The sequence below is a fragment of the Paenibacillus sp. PK1-4R genome, assembly GCF_030369595.1.
GTDB lineage: Bacteria > Bacillota > Bacilli > Paenibacillales > Paenibacillaceae > Paenibacillus.
Genome location: NZ_CP126535.1, coordinates 3,032,366 through 3,049,429 on the forward strand (window position 1 = coordinate 3,032,366; position 17,064 = coordinate 3,049,429).

At 44.6% G+C, this 17,064-nt stretch carries 9 protein-coding genes and 1 pseudogene; 8 read left to right on the forward strand and 2 right to left on the reverse strand.

What is annotated here, in order from left to right:
- Window positions 1-101: 101 nt before the first annotated feature.
- A complete protein-coding gene (locus QNO02_RS13310) occupies window positions 102-1,070 on the reverse strand; it encodes a bile acid:sodium symporter family protein (protein WP_047842786.1) in 969 nt (322 codons plus the stop codon).
- 135 nt (window positions 1,071-1,205) lie between these two features.
- On the opposite strand from QNO02_RS13310, the gene QNO02_RS13315 reads away from it, so the two are divergent.
- From QNO02_RS13315 to QNO02_RS13335, 5 genes and pseudogenes are all read left to right on the forward strand, one after another.
- Complete coding sequence (locus QNO02_RS13315; protein ID WP_289392347.1) at window positions 1,206-1,682, forward strand: DUF6376 family protein; 477 nt, start codon at window positions 1,206-1,208, stop codon at window positions 1,680-1,682.
- 324 nt (window positions 1,683-2,006) lie between these two features.
- The gene (locus QNO02_RS13320; RefSeq protein WP_133384598.1) at window positions 2,007-2,762 is read left to right on the forward strand and encodes an SDR family NAD(P)-dependent oxidoreductase; all 756 of its coding nucleotides are present in this window, start codon (window positions 2,007-2,009) and stop codon (window positions 2,760-2,762) included.
- Between the two features lie 488 nt (window positions 2,763-3,250).
- Window positions 3,251-4,048: a sulfite exporter TauE/SafE family protein gene (locus QNO02_RS13325; RefSeq protein ID WP_091031027.1), complete on the forward strand. Its 798-nt coding sequence runs from the start codon at window positions 3,251-3,253 to the stop codon at window positions 4,046-4,048.
- A 1,837-nt stretch (window positions 4,049-5,885) separates the two neighbouring features.
- Window positions 5,886-6,617: pseudogene (locus QNO02_RS30390) on the forward strand (polyprenyl synthetase family protein); the annotation flags it as partial.
- A 271-nt stretch (window positions 6,618-6,888) separates the two neighbouring features.
- Complete coding sequence (locus tag QNO02_RS13335) at window positions 6,889-9,516, forward strand: PAS domain S-box protein (RefSeq protein ID WP_289392350.1); 2,628 nt, start codon at window positions 6,889-6,891, stop codon at window positions 9,514-9,516.
- A gap of 130 nt (window positions 9,517-9,646) precedes the next feature.
- On the opposite strand, the gene QNO02_RS13340 is transcribed toward QNO02_RS13335, so the two are convergent.
- Window positions 9,647-11,413, reverse strand: a complete 1,767-nt coding sequence (locus QNO02_RS13340; protein ID WP_289392351.1) for an ABC transporter substrate-binding protein — start codon at window positions 11,411-11,413, stop codon at window positions 9,647-9,649.
- Between the two features lie 195 nt (window positions 11,414-11,608).
- Between QNO02_RS13340 and QNO02_RS13345 the strand changes: the two genes are divergently transcribed.
- The 3 genes from QNO02_RS13345 (at window position 11,609) to QNO02_RS13355 (ending at window position 16,973) form a co-directional block, all read left to right on the forward strand.
- Window positions 11,609-12,844: an MDR family MFS transporter gene (locus QNO02_RS13345; protein WP_289392352.1), complete on the forward strand. Its 1,236-nt coding sequence runs from the start codon at window positions 11,609-11,611 to the stop codon at window positions 12,842-12,844.
- Between the two features lie 617 nt (window positions 12,845-13,461).
- Window positions 13,462-15,207: an ABC transporter ATP-binding protein gene (locus QNO02_RS13350; protein ID WP_289392353.1), complete on the forward strand. Its 1,746-nt coding sequence runs from the start codon at window positions 13,462-13,464 to the stop codon at window positions 15,205-15,207.
- Window positions 15,204-16,973 carry an ABC transporter ATP-binding protein gene (locus QNO02_RS13355; protein ID WP_249910845.1) on the forward strand — a complete coding sequence of 590 codons (1,770 nt, stop codon included), beginning with the start codon at window positions 15,204-15,206 and terminating at the stop codon, window positions 16,971-16,973. Before QNO02_RS13350 ends, QNO02_RS13355 begins: the two co-directional genes overlap by 4 nt.
- Window positions 16,974-17,064 lie beyond the last annotated feature (91 nt).

Sequence of the window (17,064 nt, forward strand, 5' to 3'; positions counted from 1 at the left end):
TTACGAAACGTAGCAGTATCTTGGCAATAATAGTAACAATAGCAACTCAATGCAAAACGCCGACTAATATGTCGGCGTTTTTAAACATTCCAATATTTTTGTTATGCTGCAGATGTCTTATCTGACTTATGCAGAAGCTGAGAGCGACGACCGAGCAGATAACCTGTCAGGGAAGCGAGCATCTGTTGAAATACCATGCCAAGCACAACCGGGACAGCAACAGGTGGCGGAAAATACGAAACAGCGAGTACTGCGCCTGCGCTGATATTGCGCATGCCTCCATTGAATACGAGAGCGACCTGATCGGCCTCGTTCCAGCCCAGCAATCGGGCGATGAAGTAACTTAGCGCATAACCGAATGATGCCAGAAAAATAATGATGACCGCAAGTCCAGCGAGCTTCCAGTTGAAATCGGCCAAGTAGGGCGCAACGACAGACCCATTAATTGCAACGACAGATGCCATAAACAATTTGGATAACGGATTCAACCTTGGTCCCCAGACCGGGACAATGGCGCCTTTGGTCCACTCATTCAGCAGCATACCGAGAAGGGATGGTACAACAATCATCCAGAACAGACTGCTCATCATGGCTGCCGTGTCCAGTGTAACACTGGTGCCGATTAACAGGGATAACACCCCGGGCACTACGAAAGGAGCAAGCATGGTATCAATCAGGATGATGGATAGCGTAAGTGCGATATTGCCCCGATAGATGCTGACCCAGATGAAGCTGCTTATTCCTGTCGGAATCACGGCTGCCAGAACAAGGCCCGTTATGGTGTACGCATCTGTAGGGAAGACCAGATGACCCATACCGAGAGCAATTAGAGGCATCGCCAAATGCAAAATAAACAGACATACAAACAGGGGGAACGGCTTCTTCAGCACGTTCACAAAATCCCGTATCCCAAGACTGATACTTCCAGCGAACGTCATGAACGCAAAAAGCCAAGGAGATAAAAAGGTATAAGAAGAAAGAAAACTCCCGCATAACACGCCAATAATAATACTGATTGGGGTAATCAGTGGCATGATGCGGTTCAAGCGTTGGTTCAAGGCTTGAAGCATAATCATGACATCCCTTTACCGTGTGATTTTACTATTATACATGTTAATAACGTTGGCTGCAGACCCATTTGCAATGAAGCAGTCTGAACAGGTATCATGGACTTGGAACAAGGATTCCGATTAGGAGAAGGGGAGATGATCATGTCTATAAGAAAAAGAAAGCACACATTAATGATGACAGGGCTTATTGCATCAAGTATTCTTTTGATTTCGGCCTGTTCAGTCGTGGAACAAGCTAATCAAAGTTTAGATTATGTGAGTGGGGCTACTGATTATATAGAACAGGTATCAAACGCCGGGGCTGATCTGCAAGAGCTTGCATCGGGTGCGGTGAATAATCCGGAGATTACAACGCAGATTCAGGAGAAAATCGATCTGATCCAAGCAGAAGCAAGTGAATTTTCTCAGTTGACTGCTCCTGCAATAGGAGAGAGCATTCATGAGAATCTGGTTAGTTACAATACTCAATTAACAGAAGTAGTGGACAATTTCGAAAATACAATTGCAGAGCAAGGTTTTACGGCAGAAAATTGGGAGAAGACAGGCATTCCTGAACTGATCACCAATATCAATAATTTGAAAGATCCGCTTAGCGGACTTCAGGGTGAATAAATTGAATTGTTCTTAGCACCTTAAGACAATCAATTTGTAATCGTATACTTGAGAATGGCGAGATATCGGAATGATTGAATTACCGTTATGCTCGCTTTTTTTATTTTCCGAAAACGGATGCATATTTAATATCAGAGGAGCTAGACTATATCATGTAAATAGGAGATGTATATGACATTTATCTCATATTTATGTGAAGATGATCTATGTTTTGACAAGGTTGGGACAGAGGCGTATGATAAGTTTATAAGTTAATAAAATATAGTTACTTACTATAAGTTTTCAACTGTACCTAAATATATTTTGCCAAAGGAGAGCTGAGTCATGACGGAGCACAATGGAAAAGTAATCATTATTACAGGTGGAGCCAGTGGTATTGGTAAAGAGACAGCACTTCAACTTTCGGATCAAGGTGCGACTATTGTTGTCGCTGACTATAATGAAGACGGAGCGAAGAAGCTTGCGGCAGAGATTGAAGCAGCAGGCGGAACAGCGGGCGCGTACAAAGTGGATGTATCCAAAGGGGACGAGATCAAAGCCCTGATTGACTGGACCGTAGAGCAATATGGTACGTTAAGCGGTATTTTCAATAACGCAGGCATTGGACTTGTGAAGCCATTTCTGGAGATGGACCCGGAATCCTATCACAGAGTCATTGATGTAGATCAGCACAGTGTATACTACGGCATGTATTATGGCGCGAAAAAAATGGTTGAATTAAATGTACAAGGTACCATTGTAAATACAGCTTCGATCTATGGAAGTGTTGCTGCAGTAGGCAGCTTCAACTACAACGCAGCCAAGGCTGCTGTTGTTATGATGTCCAAATCCGGTGCATTGGAACTTGCTGAGCATGGAATTCGTGTAGTTGGTGTAGCACCTGGCTTTATCGAAACACCGATTCTGGGTGATGACAAAGCCATGAAAGATGCACTTGCTACTCAACATATGCGTGGAGAGCTCATTCAACCGGAGAAAGTAGCCAGTGTGGTTACATTCCTGTTCAGTGATGCAGCAAGCGCAGTGAACGGTACAACCGTAGCCGTAGATGATGGATTCCTCAGCTTCAAAACCAAATAAATAACCTTCTAAAATTAAGAGAACTCATCTCAAAAAACAGAAAAAAACGGTGCAGAACGATTTATTCGTTTTGCACCGTTTTTGTATTTTCATTATAAAGTAATCGTAGCATGTGAGATGGAAATAAGTTTGTCGAATCATCCCGAAAATTCAGAGATCGTGATACAATTAGCAAGGTTGTATCTTTTTATCATTTTGTGGTGTGTCATATACAATTCGAACGCCGAGAGAGCCATAGCTCTCTTCTTTGTAATGACATTGAGAACAGGTTTTGGTCGAGCACAACGCATCGTTATGAACTTGTAATTTTTCGTTGCACTGTGGACATTTATTTTCAAAAAGAGTCTTCAACACGTTAAACATGCTTAATCACTCATTTCGGATTAATTTACTTGGTTTTCATTATAACGGATTATATTCACCTTGTATAGCACTTTTGAGTGGTATCGAGATGAGATTTAAATTGCACGAAAGGAAGCGCATAACCGATGGATCTTCTGCTTTTTATCATCATGTTTATACTGGGTCTGGTCGGTTCATTCTTCTCCGGTTTGTTGGGCATTGGTGGGGCCATTATCAATTATCCGCTGTTGTTATATGTTCCATCCTGGATGGGATTGGAGCCATTCTCAGCACATCAGGTATCTTCGATTAGTATGTTTCAAGTGTTTTTCGCTTCACTTGCCGGTGTGATTGCATTCCGCAGAAAAGTAAAAACGGGTAGAAGTGGTGGGGCGATCGTTCACCGCGGTTTGGTGCTGTACATGGGCTCCAGCATTCTTGCTGGCAGTCTGATCGGCGGGTTCATATCCGGTCACCTGGACGGAAGGGTTATTAATCTGATCTATGGCATTCTGGCGATCATGGCGATTGTGCTTATGCTGATTCCCGGAAAGGGAAAGCTTGATACCTCAGCTCCACTGGTGTTTAACCGATGGATTGCAGCAGGTACTGCTTTTGCAGTAGGAATTGTATCAGGAATTGTTGGTGCGGGTGGTGCCTTTATCCTTATTCCCATCATGCTGACGATTCTCAACATCCCCGTACGAACAACGATTGCTTCTTCACTGGCAATTGTATTTATCTCCGCCATTGGCGGCGTTATAGGTAAAATTACGGGCGGGGACATTCCGCTAGAACCCATTATCTATACGGTGATCGGAAGTCTGCTGGGGGCATCCCTTGGTTCACGGGTTAGTTCGATGATCAATGTGAGGGTACTTCGATATGCATTAATCGTACTTATCGCCATCACAGCGGTCAAAGTCTGGTCATCCATTCTGTAAAATCACGTATATGGGAATGAGCAGTGACGATTTCGTAACCAAACGGTTGGATCGCCGTATAAAGGTTATGAACATGAGCTGAAGCGTTGGATACACGATCAAATGAGTTCAGTTTTCGTCCATGGAGCACCTCATCTCCTTTCATGGATACATGTTTAACATTAATAGAAGTTGAGGTATCCACCCTATGAATAACGTACTTACAGAACAGGCTGATGCAGGATATCGGCTAGCTGAGCAGAAAGCATCTCAGTATTTTACTTCTCTTAGGCAGCAACTTATGGATAATACGTATACAACAGCACTTACCCAAGATATTCATGTATGGCAAAAGAAACATATTCATCGTTTTGCCTGGCTTTCTCTTTTATCACCTAGCAAAAGAAAACCGGATCCCCGGGATGTTCATAGATATATCCACTGGCTGAATACTACAGGAAAGCTGGATGATTACCTGGATCGGAGTATCTCCTATATTTATATGAGGGATCTGGGGCAAGCCCTTGATTCTCCGGATACGCAGGCCCGAATTCAGCACATTGTCCAGAATACCAAAAAATACTTTATGGGCTCTGCCACTGGGCGCAAAGGACAGCCCGATTATATCAGTCTGGCTGCGTTGTACCGGTGGGGACAGAAGGAGCACATTGAAACAGCTGTCATCTGGGTGATGAACAAATTAAAGAATGTAGCATCGAACATCCCGAAGGAGCTGGATGCAGAGCAGGCGCAGCGGAAGCTGATCAAGATTATTCTCGGCGTGGTCCTTCATGTGGACGATGAGATGAATGAGCAGACACCACCTGAAGAACGTGCCCGGAGATTTGATGCGGCGATCCGACTTGGTTATTCGTACGGTTTGACATATCCATTTGTGGATGACTTGCTGGATTCACAGGCTTTGACTGTTCAGGAAAAAGAACAATATTCCCTGATGATACGTGATGCACTTCTTACCGGGGTCGTACCTGATCTGGGGGAGTGGAAAGGCAGCAACCTTGAAGTGATTGAATATGTACATTCCGAGCTTCGGGAAGCATTTGAGTACATTAAGAACTACCAGCATCCAGAGAAACAGCGCACGTTCTTAGAGCAATCCTATGTGTTCTTTCAGTCTCAGGAGATCGATCGCAACAAGAAATTAGCCAATGCAAATTATACCAATGAAGAATTGTACATTCCGATTATTATCAAATCTTCTTCTTCCCGATTAATCGTCCGGTCTGTTCTCAGTGCACCGGTGGATGAAGGATTTGATCTGCGGACGTTTTATTACGGGATATATAATCAGTTGGCCGATGATTTTGCCGATATGTTTGACGATATGGAAGAAGGGGCAGTAACTCCTTATACGTACTATTTGAAGTATCGAGATTTGCGCCCTGATCTGATTAATCCATATGAATTGTATTGGGCAGTCATCTCTCATCTAATCCATGATGTGTACAACTCGGATGCCAAGACCCGTGAGGTCATACTGGATCGTGCGATCAACGGGCTGAAACGTTGTAAAGAACGGTTGGGGCAGCAGAAATATGATGAAGTGATGACGATCTTTGCTTCTGGGCAGCCTGAATTCAATCAACTGGTTCAACAGATGGTGCGAAAAGCGGATGACGTTGATTTTCTTGATAAATTGTTACGGGATCAGGTCGTGCTTCAATTGAAAAATGACAAGCAGGAGAAAGAGGAGTTCAAACAGACCATTCGAACGGTTCGCGAACAGATTAATGTGGAGTTGCAGATTGCCAAGCCCGGTGGTCTTCATGAGATGAAAGAAACGCTGATCGATGCAGCCAATTACAGTTTGCAAGGCGACGGAAAAAGGCTACGTCCGATATTAACTTGGGTTATGGGCGTGCGCGAGTATGGTCTACCTGAGTCATCCATCGTTCCGCTGCTAAGATCGCTGGAGTACATGCACACCGCTTCCCTGATCTTTGATGATCTGCCTACGCAGGATAATGCTTCGACAAGACGTGGACGTTCCACGCTGCACCAGGTACACAATAGCGCCACAGCAGAGCTTACCGGTCTGTTTCTCATTCAGAAGGCGATAGGAGAGCAATCCTCATTGAATCGCTTTGATGCGGCAACCGTGCTAACGCTCATTCAGTATTCGGCTGAAAAAGCAGAGGATATGTGTATGGGGCAGGCGATGGATCTGAACTCCAAAGGCAAAGTGTTAACTCTTGAGCAGTTGAACATGATCTGTTTTTACAAAACAGGCATTGCCTTCGAAGCTGCCCTGGTCATGCCAGCGATACTTGCCCAAGTGAAGGAACCGGAGATGGCTACACTGAAGAAGTTCGCTTATCATGCGGGGATCGCCTTCCAGATCAAGGACGACTTGCTGGATTTCGAGGGCAATCACCTCATTCTTGGGAAACCTGCAGGTCAGGATGAGCGGAACAACAATTCAACCTTTGTGTCCATTCTTGGTGATGAAGGCGCGAAAAAAGAGATGTGGGAGCATTATTGTCTTGCGACAGATGCATTGAACGAGATGGCGAAACCTATTCCCTTCTTGAGACATTTATTGGATTATCTTGTTGGTCGCGAGCGCTAACCTGTTTTACTAACGATTCCGTGTTGCGTATGACTTATTATGATATATAATGACAAAGGTCGGGATTCCATATGAATGGATTCCGGACCTTGTTTGGTTTTAAAGACACAAATCTCTTAAAAAGATTTGTTTCAATAACTGAAATTCTGGGTATTAAGCAGGTACTGTTGTTTTAAATCTGACTAATTTTTATAGAACATCTTATATCAGTAAAAACTTTAGATTTCGACAATCTTTATATGGAGTCTATATGCCAAAAGGAGAACTTACAATGCAGGTTCAAAAGGTCGATCATCATGAATTGTTCGAGCAGATATATAACCAAGCGCCTATTGGGATTGCACTCGTTGCTCCAACAGGGCAATGGATGAAAGTGAACCCTGCTTTTTGCTGTATGCTAGGTTATACAAGTGATGAATTAATGAATCTCACGTATCAGGATATTACACATCCGGATGATTCGTCACAAGATATGATCTGTAGTTATGAGTTATTTGAAGGTAAATCAAAAGAAAATCAATACGAAAAACGTTACATTAATAAAAATGGTGACATCTTATGGTGTTCAATACATGTTTCCTTGGTTCGAAGCGAAATTACGGATGAACCTCTTTATTCCGTTTGCCATATTGTTGATATTTCCAATCGTAAACTGTCTGAACAAAAACTTCTCCATAGTGAAGAAATGTTCAAACTTATTACGGATCATGCTCAGGAGATCATCTATATTGCCGATTCAGAGGGAGTTTGTCGGTTCTGCTCACCGTCAGTCCAACAAATATTGGGTTATTCCCCGGAAGAAGTCATTGGCCGAAACAATAATGCTTCCTTTCACCCACAAGATCTGGAACGGATCTCACAGATGGATTTGACTAAAGGTAATCTGTTGAATATCAGAGTCCGCCATAAAGACGGGCATTATCTTTGGTTTGAAACCACATACAAGGTCTTTGGTGATGCGGATCATGAACAGCAGATTTTTACAATTGGACGAGATATATCAGAGCGAAAAAAACAAAAGGATATCAGTGCAGAGGCTGAACGGATTGCCTTAATTGGTAGTTGGGAATGGGATATGGTCAAAGACCATATTACATTTTCAGATCAGATCTTTGAGATTTTTGAACTTGAACGCACCTGCAAACCATATCGTATAAGTGATGTTTTTAATGTTATGGATGCCGAAGATATAGCCTCTTTACAAAAACATATTACAGGGGTAAAACAGGGTGAACCGCTCGATTTTGAATACAAACACATCAGCTCTGATGGAAATGAGAAGTATCTTCACCTGCGTGGATTGATTACGCTTGATGAGCATCGTCAGCCAGTCCAGCTAAACGGAACACTACAGGATATCACTGAACGCAAACGCATCGAATTTAAATTGCAGGAATCTGTGGAGCGATACACTTCGCTTAAGAAATACAATCATGACGCCATTATCTCGTTTAACATGGATGGTAATATTATGAATGCAAATCCAGTAGCGGTGAAAATGACGGGTTGTCCCGTGGCTGAAATGATCGGTACAAGCATAAGCAGATTTATCGGAGCCAGTAATCTGGGTCTGATTCTGGGCAGTGATTATGAGATGGCTGAAAAGGAGATCAACGCTGTTCGGCACACGGATGGATCTGAGACAGAAGTCTTGGCTACGCTTGCTCCAATCATTGTTAATAAGTCCAATGTCGGGTTTTACCTGATAGCGAAGGATATTACGGAGCAGAAAAAACTGCTGGTAGCCAAAGAGACAGCGGAGAGAATGAATAAGGCCAAAAGTGAATTTTTGGCGATGATGAGCCATGAAATCCGTACACCTATGAACGGTGTAATTGGGATGACGGATTTGCTCCTGGATACTCCTGGACTTAGCGGGGAGCAAAAGGAATATATTGAAATCATCCAGAAGAGTGGAGATTCCTTGCTTGCCATCATTAATGATATTCTTGATTTTTCCAAAATCGAGTCGGGAAAAACCGATCTGGTAGAAGATCCTTTTGATCTCGTTGAGATCGTAACCGAGACGGTGCAAATCGTAAAACCGCTGGCTCGTGAAAAGAAGCTGGATGTTCGTATGTGCGTAGAAGATGCTATTCCAACTCCGGTGTATGGTGATGCTTATCGTCTTAAACAGGTACTTACCAATATCATTGGCAACGCGGTCAAATTCACTTCAGAAGGCGGCGTGGAAGTTAAAGTTGGGGTTAAGGAGCAGTCCGGCAATAACGTGCAGCTTTATTTTCAGGTAAAGGATTCGGGCATTGGGATTCCGGTTGAGAGGAAACAACAATTATTTGAACCTTTCTACCAACTGGACAATTTTATGACCCGCAAACCTCAAGGTACCGGTCTTGGCCTTGCCATTAGCAAGAAACTGGTGGAGCTTATGCAGGGGAAGATCTGGATCGAGGAATCGGATGAACCGGGTACAATATTTATATTTACCGCCCAATTTAAATTAAATAACGGTGAAGAGAGCAAAAGGTTAGATCAACAGCAGAAGAAGAGCAGAACATCAGCCTTGCGGATTTTAATTGCAGAAGACAATGAGGTGAATCAGCTCGTCCTTAGCAGAATCGTTGAGAAAAAAGGGCACTTCGTGGATCATGTGGCGGACGGTGTTGAGGCAGTCGAGGCGGTCAAACAAAATTCATATGATATCGTCTTCATGGATGTGCATATGCCAAGGCTTAATGGATTCGAAGCGACAAAAGCGATTAAAAATTCTTTGCACCCCGAGAGTTGTCCATACATTATTGCGGTAACTGCAAATGCGGTAAGAGGGGACATGGAAAACTGCTTGAAGGCAGGCATGGATGCGTATATCAGCAAACCGATCAAAATCGAGTCCATTATGCAAGCATTGGAGACCTATTACATCAAAAATAATCTCTGAGTGTCCTAAAAATGGATTCATGAGCAAAAAAGCTGTTAGCTTATTGTAAATAGGCTAGCAGCTTTTTTTTGCTGTTCCATGATTTTGTCCTCCACCCCTGTATCCCACAGATGCGACTATGGACAAATTCCTAAAGATTTTTGATCCACAGTTTGGAGATGTCCATATATCCGAATTCTGCTGTCTGCATGCCGAAGATGCTCTGATCCAGTTCAGCCTGCTTGTTCATGTGACAGCCATGCAAGATCCAGCAGTGATCACTTAGCAAGGCTTCAGCTTCATCCAGGAGCGCAGTACGTTCTGCCCGATGAAGCTTAGCGAAATGATCCAGTTTGTCATCCAGTAGAGACTGGAATGCAGGAGACATACACATATGAAAATGGTTGGACAGGTTTTTGAAAAAATGAATCATGCCGTACTGCCAATCTTCCTCCAGTATCTCTTCAGCGAGGATCAATTGTGCGTTCGTGGTTTCCTCTGAGTTGAAATAATCCACAACGGCCTGCATGCTGATGTTCAGACCGATGGACGCTGCACGACGTTGGAACCACTCCGCAACGTCTGCATCCTTATTATGCTTGTACGATAATGTTATCTTCTCACCTTGGTACCCGCAGTTATGCAGTAATTCACGAGCATGTTCAAGAGAAGCAACGGTCCAGTCTTGGGCTGCACTTTTCCAGGGAAGGAAGCTGTTGGCCGGTGTGATCCGATTCCCGCCGAGATCTCGGACAAGCGCGACCGAATCATAGACGATACGCAGGGCTTGTCGAAATAGGGGATGATGATGGATGCCTTCCTTGTGAAAATTGAACAGCATATACTGACAACCCAGCGCCGGATAATTGATACTATTCGTCTGATCACAGCCTGTTGTGAGACTCAATCGATCTGTACCCGGTAGCTCATAATAGCGATCATTCGGACTCAGGTCAGGCACAAACCAGAAATGGACTTGATCCAGATGTGGCCGGATGCCGTAGTACGCATCAAAAGCGGTAAGCTCCAGCACATCTTCATTCAGCTCAGAGATCTGAAAAGGACCGGTACCTATTAATGTATTGGTTACATTGTAATCGTAGGGCAGGATTGTCATCCGAATACAACTGAACAGATGCAAGAAAAACCGACTAGGACGATGTAGAACAAACTTGATGCAGTAATCGCCAGCTACTTCCGCTCGTTCAATATCCCGATACAACCAGATGGACGGACTATGCACATCAACCAATCGTTGCAACGTCGCTTGGACATCCCGGGATGTCATGACACGACCATTGTGGAAACGTACACCTTTTCGGAGATAGAAGGTCCATAATCGATGGTCCTCGCTGCATTCCCACATGTGAGCTAGTGCTGGCAAGAATGATTCCGTCTTGGCATCATAAGTGATTAATGTATTACAGACCTGGCTTAATAGGTAGGTTTCAAATGCAGTATAAACAAAGGCTGGGTCAAGATCACCTAACTGGCGTGACCTCATGATGCGCAAAATATCCTGACCTGAGGCAGTTTCATCGTGGCTGTGAAATCCCATCTGTTGATGGAGGGAGAGCATGAGCTGTTCTCGCAGTGAATCATGCATCTGAACGGTTCCGATGAGTTCAATGGCGTCTTTCATTTTGCCTTTAGCCAGAAGTTCGGTAAAACTCGCTTCCAGCGCTTCATTCATGCTTCGCAGCATCGTTAACTCCGAATGATGTCCACGACCACGCCCGGGTTGCCAATGGATAAAGCCTTGTTCCTCCAATTTTCTGAGAATGAATTTCACATTACGTGGGGTGCAGCACAAGGCAGCGGACAGGCTATCAATCGTTACCGCTACAGGTTCATGAAGCTTAAATGAAAGCTGTTCGGCCCCGGCGAGCCTTATAAAGTGTGTATGTAGGGTATCCATGGTCATGACTCCTCTATTAAAGGTGAAAAGTGTAGTCATATGTTTACACTTTTCTTTCCCCCTTTTATCCTTACAATTATACATTAGAAGAGGTAGTTCAAAAAGTTCTGAAAACCGGACTTTTTGAACACTCATTAGAAGAGGGTGTTAAATCACCCCGAATTGAAGCACTTAGAAAGAATAGGAGAAGTTCGCATGAAGCAATATTTAAGGCAAATTCACCCCTTGGCATGGACCATCATTATCGGAACCATGTTTGGACGTCTTGTAACGTCAATGAGTATTCCGTTTCTATCCATCTATCTAACACGTGTACTAGAGGCTACACCGACCCAGACCGGTATTACTGTGGCGGTTAGCTCGCTGGCAGGTGTAATGGTCAGCTTTTATGGAGGTTATATTTCGGACCGGATCGGTCGCAAAATCGTGATGTTAATCTCGGTATTTAGCTGGGCAGGTGTATTTTTCATTTTTTCAGCAGCAGAGCATCTATGGGTGTTCTTTGTTGCCAATACGTTAAACGGATTATGCCGTGCAGTATTTGAGCCCACCTCCAGAGCCCTGTTATCGGATATTACTTCTCCGGAGAACAAATTGCTGGTGTTCAACCTCAGATATGCTGCAGTTAATCTTGGTGTGGTCTTTGGGCCAATTATCGGATTTCAGCTGGGATCATCTGAATCAACGTTCCCATTTGTGATTTCCGGCTTGATATACATAGCCTATGGACTTGTATTATTTCTGCAATTCAAGCTACAGCATGCCAATCTGCCAGAGCGTCATCAGGCAACCGCACCACGTTTGCGTGAAGCACTCATAACCACTGGTCGCGACCGGGTGTTTCTGCCAGTATTAATCGGTACCACATTTTGTGTTCTGGGTTACGGGCACTTTAGTTCTACGTTGGCACAGTACTTGGCGAGGAGCCCGATCTTTGAAAATGGAAGTCAGATGTTCTCGTACATGCTTTCCCTGAATGCGGTGACGGTACTGATTATTCAGTATCCGCTTGTGCGAACCTTCCGAAACTTTCCACCGCTTGTTCCTCTGATTGTGGGTAACCTGCTGGTCGCAACCAGTCTGATGATGGTTGGAATCGCTGAAGGTGTACTCATGATGATGATGAGTGTCATACTATTTACCATTGGGGAAGTATTGTTGTTCACGATGATGGATATGCTCATCGACCGGATTGCAAAGCCGGAATGGAAAGGGACGTATTTCGGTACCATCGGCTTCAATAATATCGGTAGTGTCATTGCTCCTGTCATGGGAGGGTTGTTGCTAAGTCAATTTGGAGCGGAGAATGGGCTGGCCGTTTTTGTACCTATTGCGCTGACGACTGCACTGGGAGTACCTTTTCTTCTGATCGCACATAGACGTCTTTTTGTTAGAGAGAAGCAAGCCGAATCCACATCATTAAGTATGTAGCGGAAGTTGAAAAGATTAATGACATGAATTAAATAACAATTCAGTTAAAATTATCTTGACGAATGTTAGTCCAGCGAATACAATAAACAACAAATATGTGAAACGGGTGGGATGATGATTATGTTTATGCCTATACAGATTTCGAATCGATAACTGAATACGCATGAGCATAGTGACATTAATCCAATTATTTTGCAATGATCGCGTTGGGACAGTCATGTTTGTGCACCCCTGTCGTGGACGCTCATCATTATTGCGATGCAGAGGAAATACGGGAAATGCTTTGCATTTCATCCGGTCTCTTTTGGTTACAAGCTGTAGATGAACATTAGTTCATCTATGGCTTTTTTGCATGCATTCCACCAATCCGTTCACATGGAAAGGAGCGTTTGGAGCTTTATTTTATAAAAAACTAACTTGTTAAAAAGGAGAGTGTACAATGGTCAACATGCGTTCTACATATCAATTATGGGCGGGAAATCCCGATTTTAATGTCATTATGTATGACTCATCCTAGTGTAGATAACAGCGACCAAAAGGTTATTCTGTCATCGTAGTTACAGTGTAATGTTCTTTAGTTCATTTTATATAAATAAACCAATAAAGAGGTGGGACCTGTGCCCAAAACAGAGAAAAGCTCCATGTCATGGCTGCTGCGCTATCTAAAACCAGTCAAAGGACGGCTGGCCTTACTTTTAATCATGTTGCTCACATCAACGGGGCTTCAGCTCTTGAATCCACAGATTATCAAACGATTTATCGATACAGCAGCAAGTGGGGGAGTCCTCACCAATCTTGTTCAGCTCGCAGGAATATTTCTGGTTGTTGCCGTGTTTAATCAACTCATCACGGTAGCGGTCAGTTATTTGGGGAACGACGTGGCCTGGCGGGCCACGAATCAACTGCGCGGAGATCTGCTGAAGCACTGCCTGCGTCTTGATATGCGTTTTCATAATGTGAAAACACCTGGAGAGATGATTGAACGTGTAGATGGTGACGTAACGAGTATCTCCAATTTTTTCGCGATGTTCATTGTGCAAGTGATCGGGAGTTTTGTACTGCTGGCCGGAATTCTCGGGTTCATGTTCAGTGTCAATGTGCCTATTGCTTTGGTTATGACCGTGTTCACATTATTATCGATCCTGTTCATGGTCTTCATCCGAAATCTGGGCGTGGACTCTTCCAAAAATGAGCGGGCGGCAAGTGCCTCTCTGTTCGGATTAATTGAAGAACGCATTGCCGGGATTGAAGATGTGCAAGCGAATGGTCATGTGCCGTATGTGATGAACCGCTTTTACCGCACGATGCGCACGGTATTCCTTAAGGGGAGAAAAGCCTGGCTGCTACGGGTTATTCCGTGGAATACCACGGTAGTTCTGTTCGCTCTGGCGGTCACTGCGGTGCTTTTGCTGGGTGTGCATTATTATATGGAAGGTCTAATTAGTATCGGAACATTATTTCTGATCTACCAATATACGCAGATGCTGAATGATCCGATTGAGATGCTTGGAGATCAGGTGCAGGAGTTCCAAAAAGCAAAATCAGGCATGCTGCGCTCCAGAGAGCTGTTGTCCATGCAGAGTGTGATTCAAGAGGGTACAGAGGAGCAATTGCCTGAAGGACCGCTTGGATTGGAATTCAGTCAGGTACATTTCAGTTATAACCAGGATAAACCGGTATTGCAGGACATTACTTTTGCCATTAAACCTGGTGAACGTCTGGGAATCATCGGTCGCACAGGTAGCGGCAAATCGAGTCTTAGTCGTGTTCTTCTCCGCCTGTACAATCTGGATCGGGGCACGATCCGTGTAGGTGGAACGGATATCACAAAGCTTTCATTACAAGCGCTCTATCGCCGGGTGGGAATGGTGACACAGGATGTGCAGTTGTTTGATGGCACGCTGCGTGATAACCTGACCCTGTTTAATGGAGATGTATCGGATCAGATGATCAAGGAGACGACGGATCGCCTTGGACTTAGCCAATGGATTAATTCACAACCAGAAGGACTTGATACGTATCTGGCTGCAGGTGGAGCTTCATTGTCGGCAGGGGAAGCACAGTTATTTGCCTTAACCCGCGTATTCCTGACCGAACCAAGTCTGGTTATTCTGGATGAGCCTTCGTCACGTCTGGATGCCGCGACCGAAGGTATGCTGCAATCTGCAATTGATCAGTTAATGAAACAATCCACCGGAGTCATTATTGCTCACCGACTGGCTACGCTGGAGAAAGTTGACCGGATTATGGTGCTCGGTGATGGGAAGGTACTGGAGTTTGGAGCGAGAGAAGAACTTGCCAGTAACCCGGCATCTCACTATGCCAGACTGCTCATTACAGGCCGAGAGGAGGAATTGGCATGACTGTAGCAGGATTTATAGGCCGTTTGTTTCGATTCAGGCCTTTGTTATTTGTAATCAACGGATTGTTATGGTGTATATTTCATTCCTTGCCGCTAGCCATTGGTATTGGAATGCAATGGTTTTTTGATCGCACAACAGTGGGGTCAAATGACTACATGTGGCTTGCTGTGCCGCTTATCTTTATTGCTTTGGTCCGAATGGCACGGGTGGGCACATTTTTTGTAGCCTTCTATGCATGGGTTACGTATCTGTATCATGTTCAGGCGATTTTGCGAACCAACATGCTCGCAGCGATCATGCGCTGGCCGGGGCGTAATCTTCCGGCTTCACCAGGGGAGGCAATGAGTCGCTTTCGGGATGATGTCGATGAAGTCGTCGAGTATGTAGAATCATGGGTGGACTTCTGGGGACGGCTTGTATTTGCTGTTGTATCCATCGTCATTATGGCGAACATTAATTGGCAGATCACATTGGTTGCCGTGCTGCCATTGGTGGTCGTGACCTTACTTAACAACCTGTCCGGAAATCGGGCTCGGAAGTATGCACAGGTTAATCGTGAAGCGACTGGGCGAATTACCAGTTTTATTGCGGAAACGTTTGGAGCAGTGCAAGCCCTGAAACTGGGTCAGGCCGAAGAGAATGTCTCTTCACGTTTTAACCAGTTGAATGAAGATCGTCGCCAGGCTGCACTTCGAGACAATCTGTTCAAGCAGTGGATGAGATCGATGAATCAGCATGTTCTAAGTATCTGTACCGGATTGATTCTACTGATGTGTGCAGCTGAGATGAAAGCAGGGAACTTTACCGTAGGTGATTTTGCCTTATTCACCAGTTATCTGGCCAATATCGGATTTAGCATTTCACTGTTTGGTTATATGGTGTTTCAGCACAAAAGGCTCAAGGTATCGTATGATCGTATGCGTAAGCTATTCCGCCCGGGGGAAGAAGACCAGATCATGGATTCGAGAGAAATCTATCTGTATGAAGATCCGCCGGAGCTTGTAAGTGAACAGAGGGACCCTAAGGAGAAGTTGCAATCTCTTGAGGTGAATAAGCTGACTTATCAATATCCGAATTCTTCAAATGGCATAGAAGAGATCAGTTTCCGTCTGAAACGCGGACAATTTCTTGTGATTACAGGACGGATCGGGTCAGGTAAATCAACGCTTGTACGAACACTTCTTGGACTGCTACCCAAGCAAAAAGGGGACATTCACTGGAATGGAGCGGCTGTTGATCCAGCCACATTCCTGATGCCGCCTAGAGCGGCGTATACCCCGCAAGTGCCAAGACTGTTTAGTGATACGTTGAAAGAAAATATCGTCCAGGGCAAACAGGGTAACACCGAGCAAGCCCTTGAAAAAGCCATTCGTCTGGCTGTGATGGAGAAGGATATCAAACATCTGGATCAGGGGCTTGAGACCCCGGTTGGTCCAAGAGGGGTGATGCTGTCAGGCGGGCAGATTCAGCGCGCGGCCACAGGACGCATGTTAATGACGGAGGCGGACCTGTTTATCTTTGATGACCTGTCCAGTGCACTGGATGTGGAGACAGAACAACAAGTATGGGAAGGGCTGTTCCAAGAGCCGGATGTCACCTGCATCGCAGTTTCTCACCGCAGGGCAGCACTTTCCAAAGCAGATCACATTATCGTGATGAAAGATGGACGCATTGAAGCCGAGGGAAGTTTGGCCGAATTGCTTGCCACCAATGAAGAGATGCAGTTGCTGTGGCAAGGGGAGCAAACTCCCGCCAAAGTTGGTTAGCTTTAAAAATTTAGAAAAGATAATAAGAAAACAAAAAAGCCTTACAGACGACTCCTTGAAAGAGTACAGTCTGTAAGGCTTTTTATCGTTA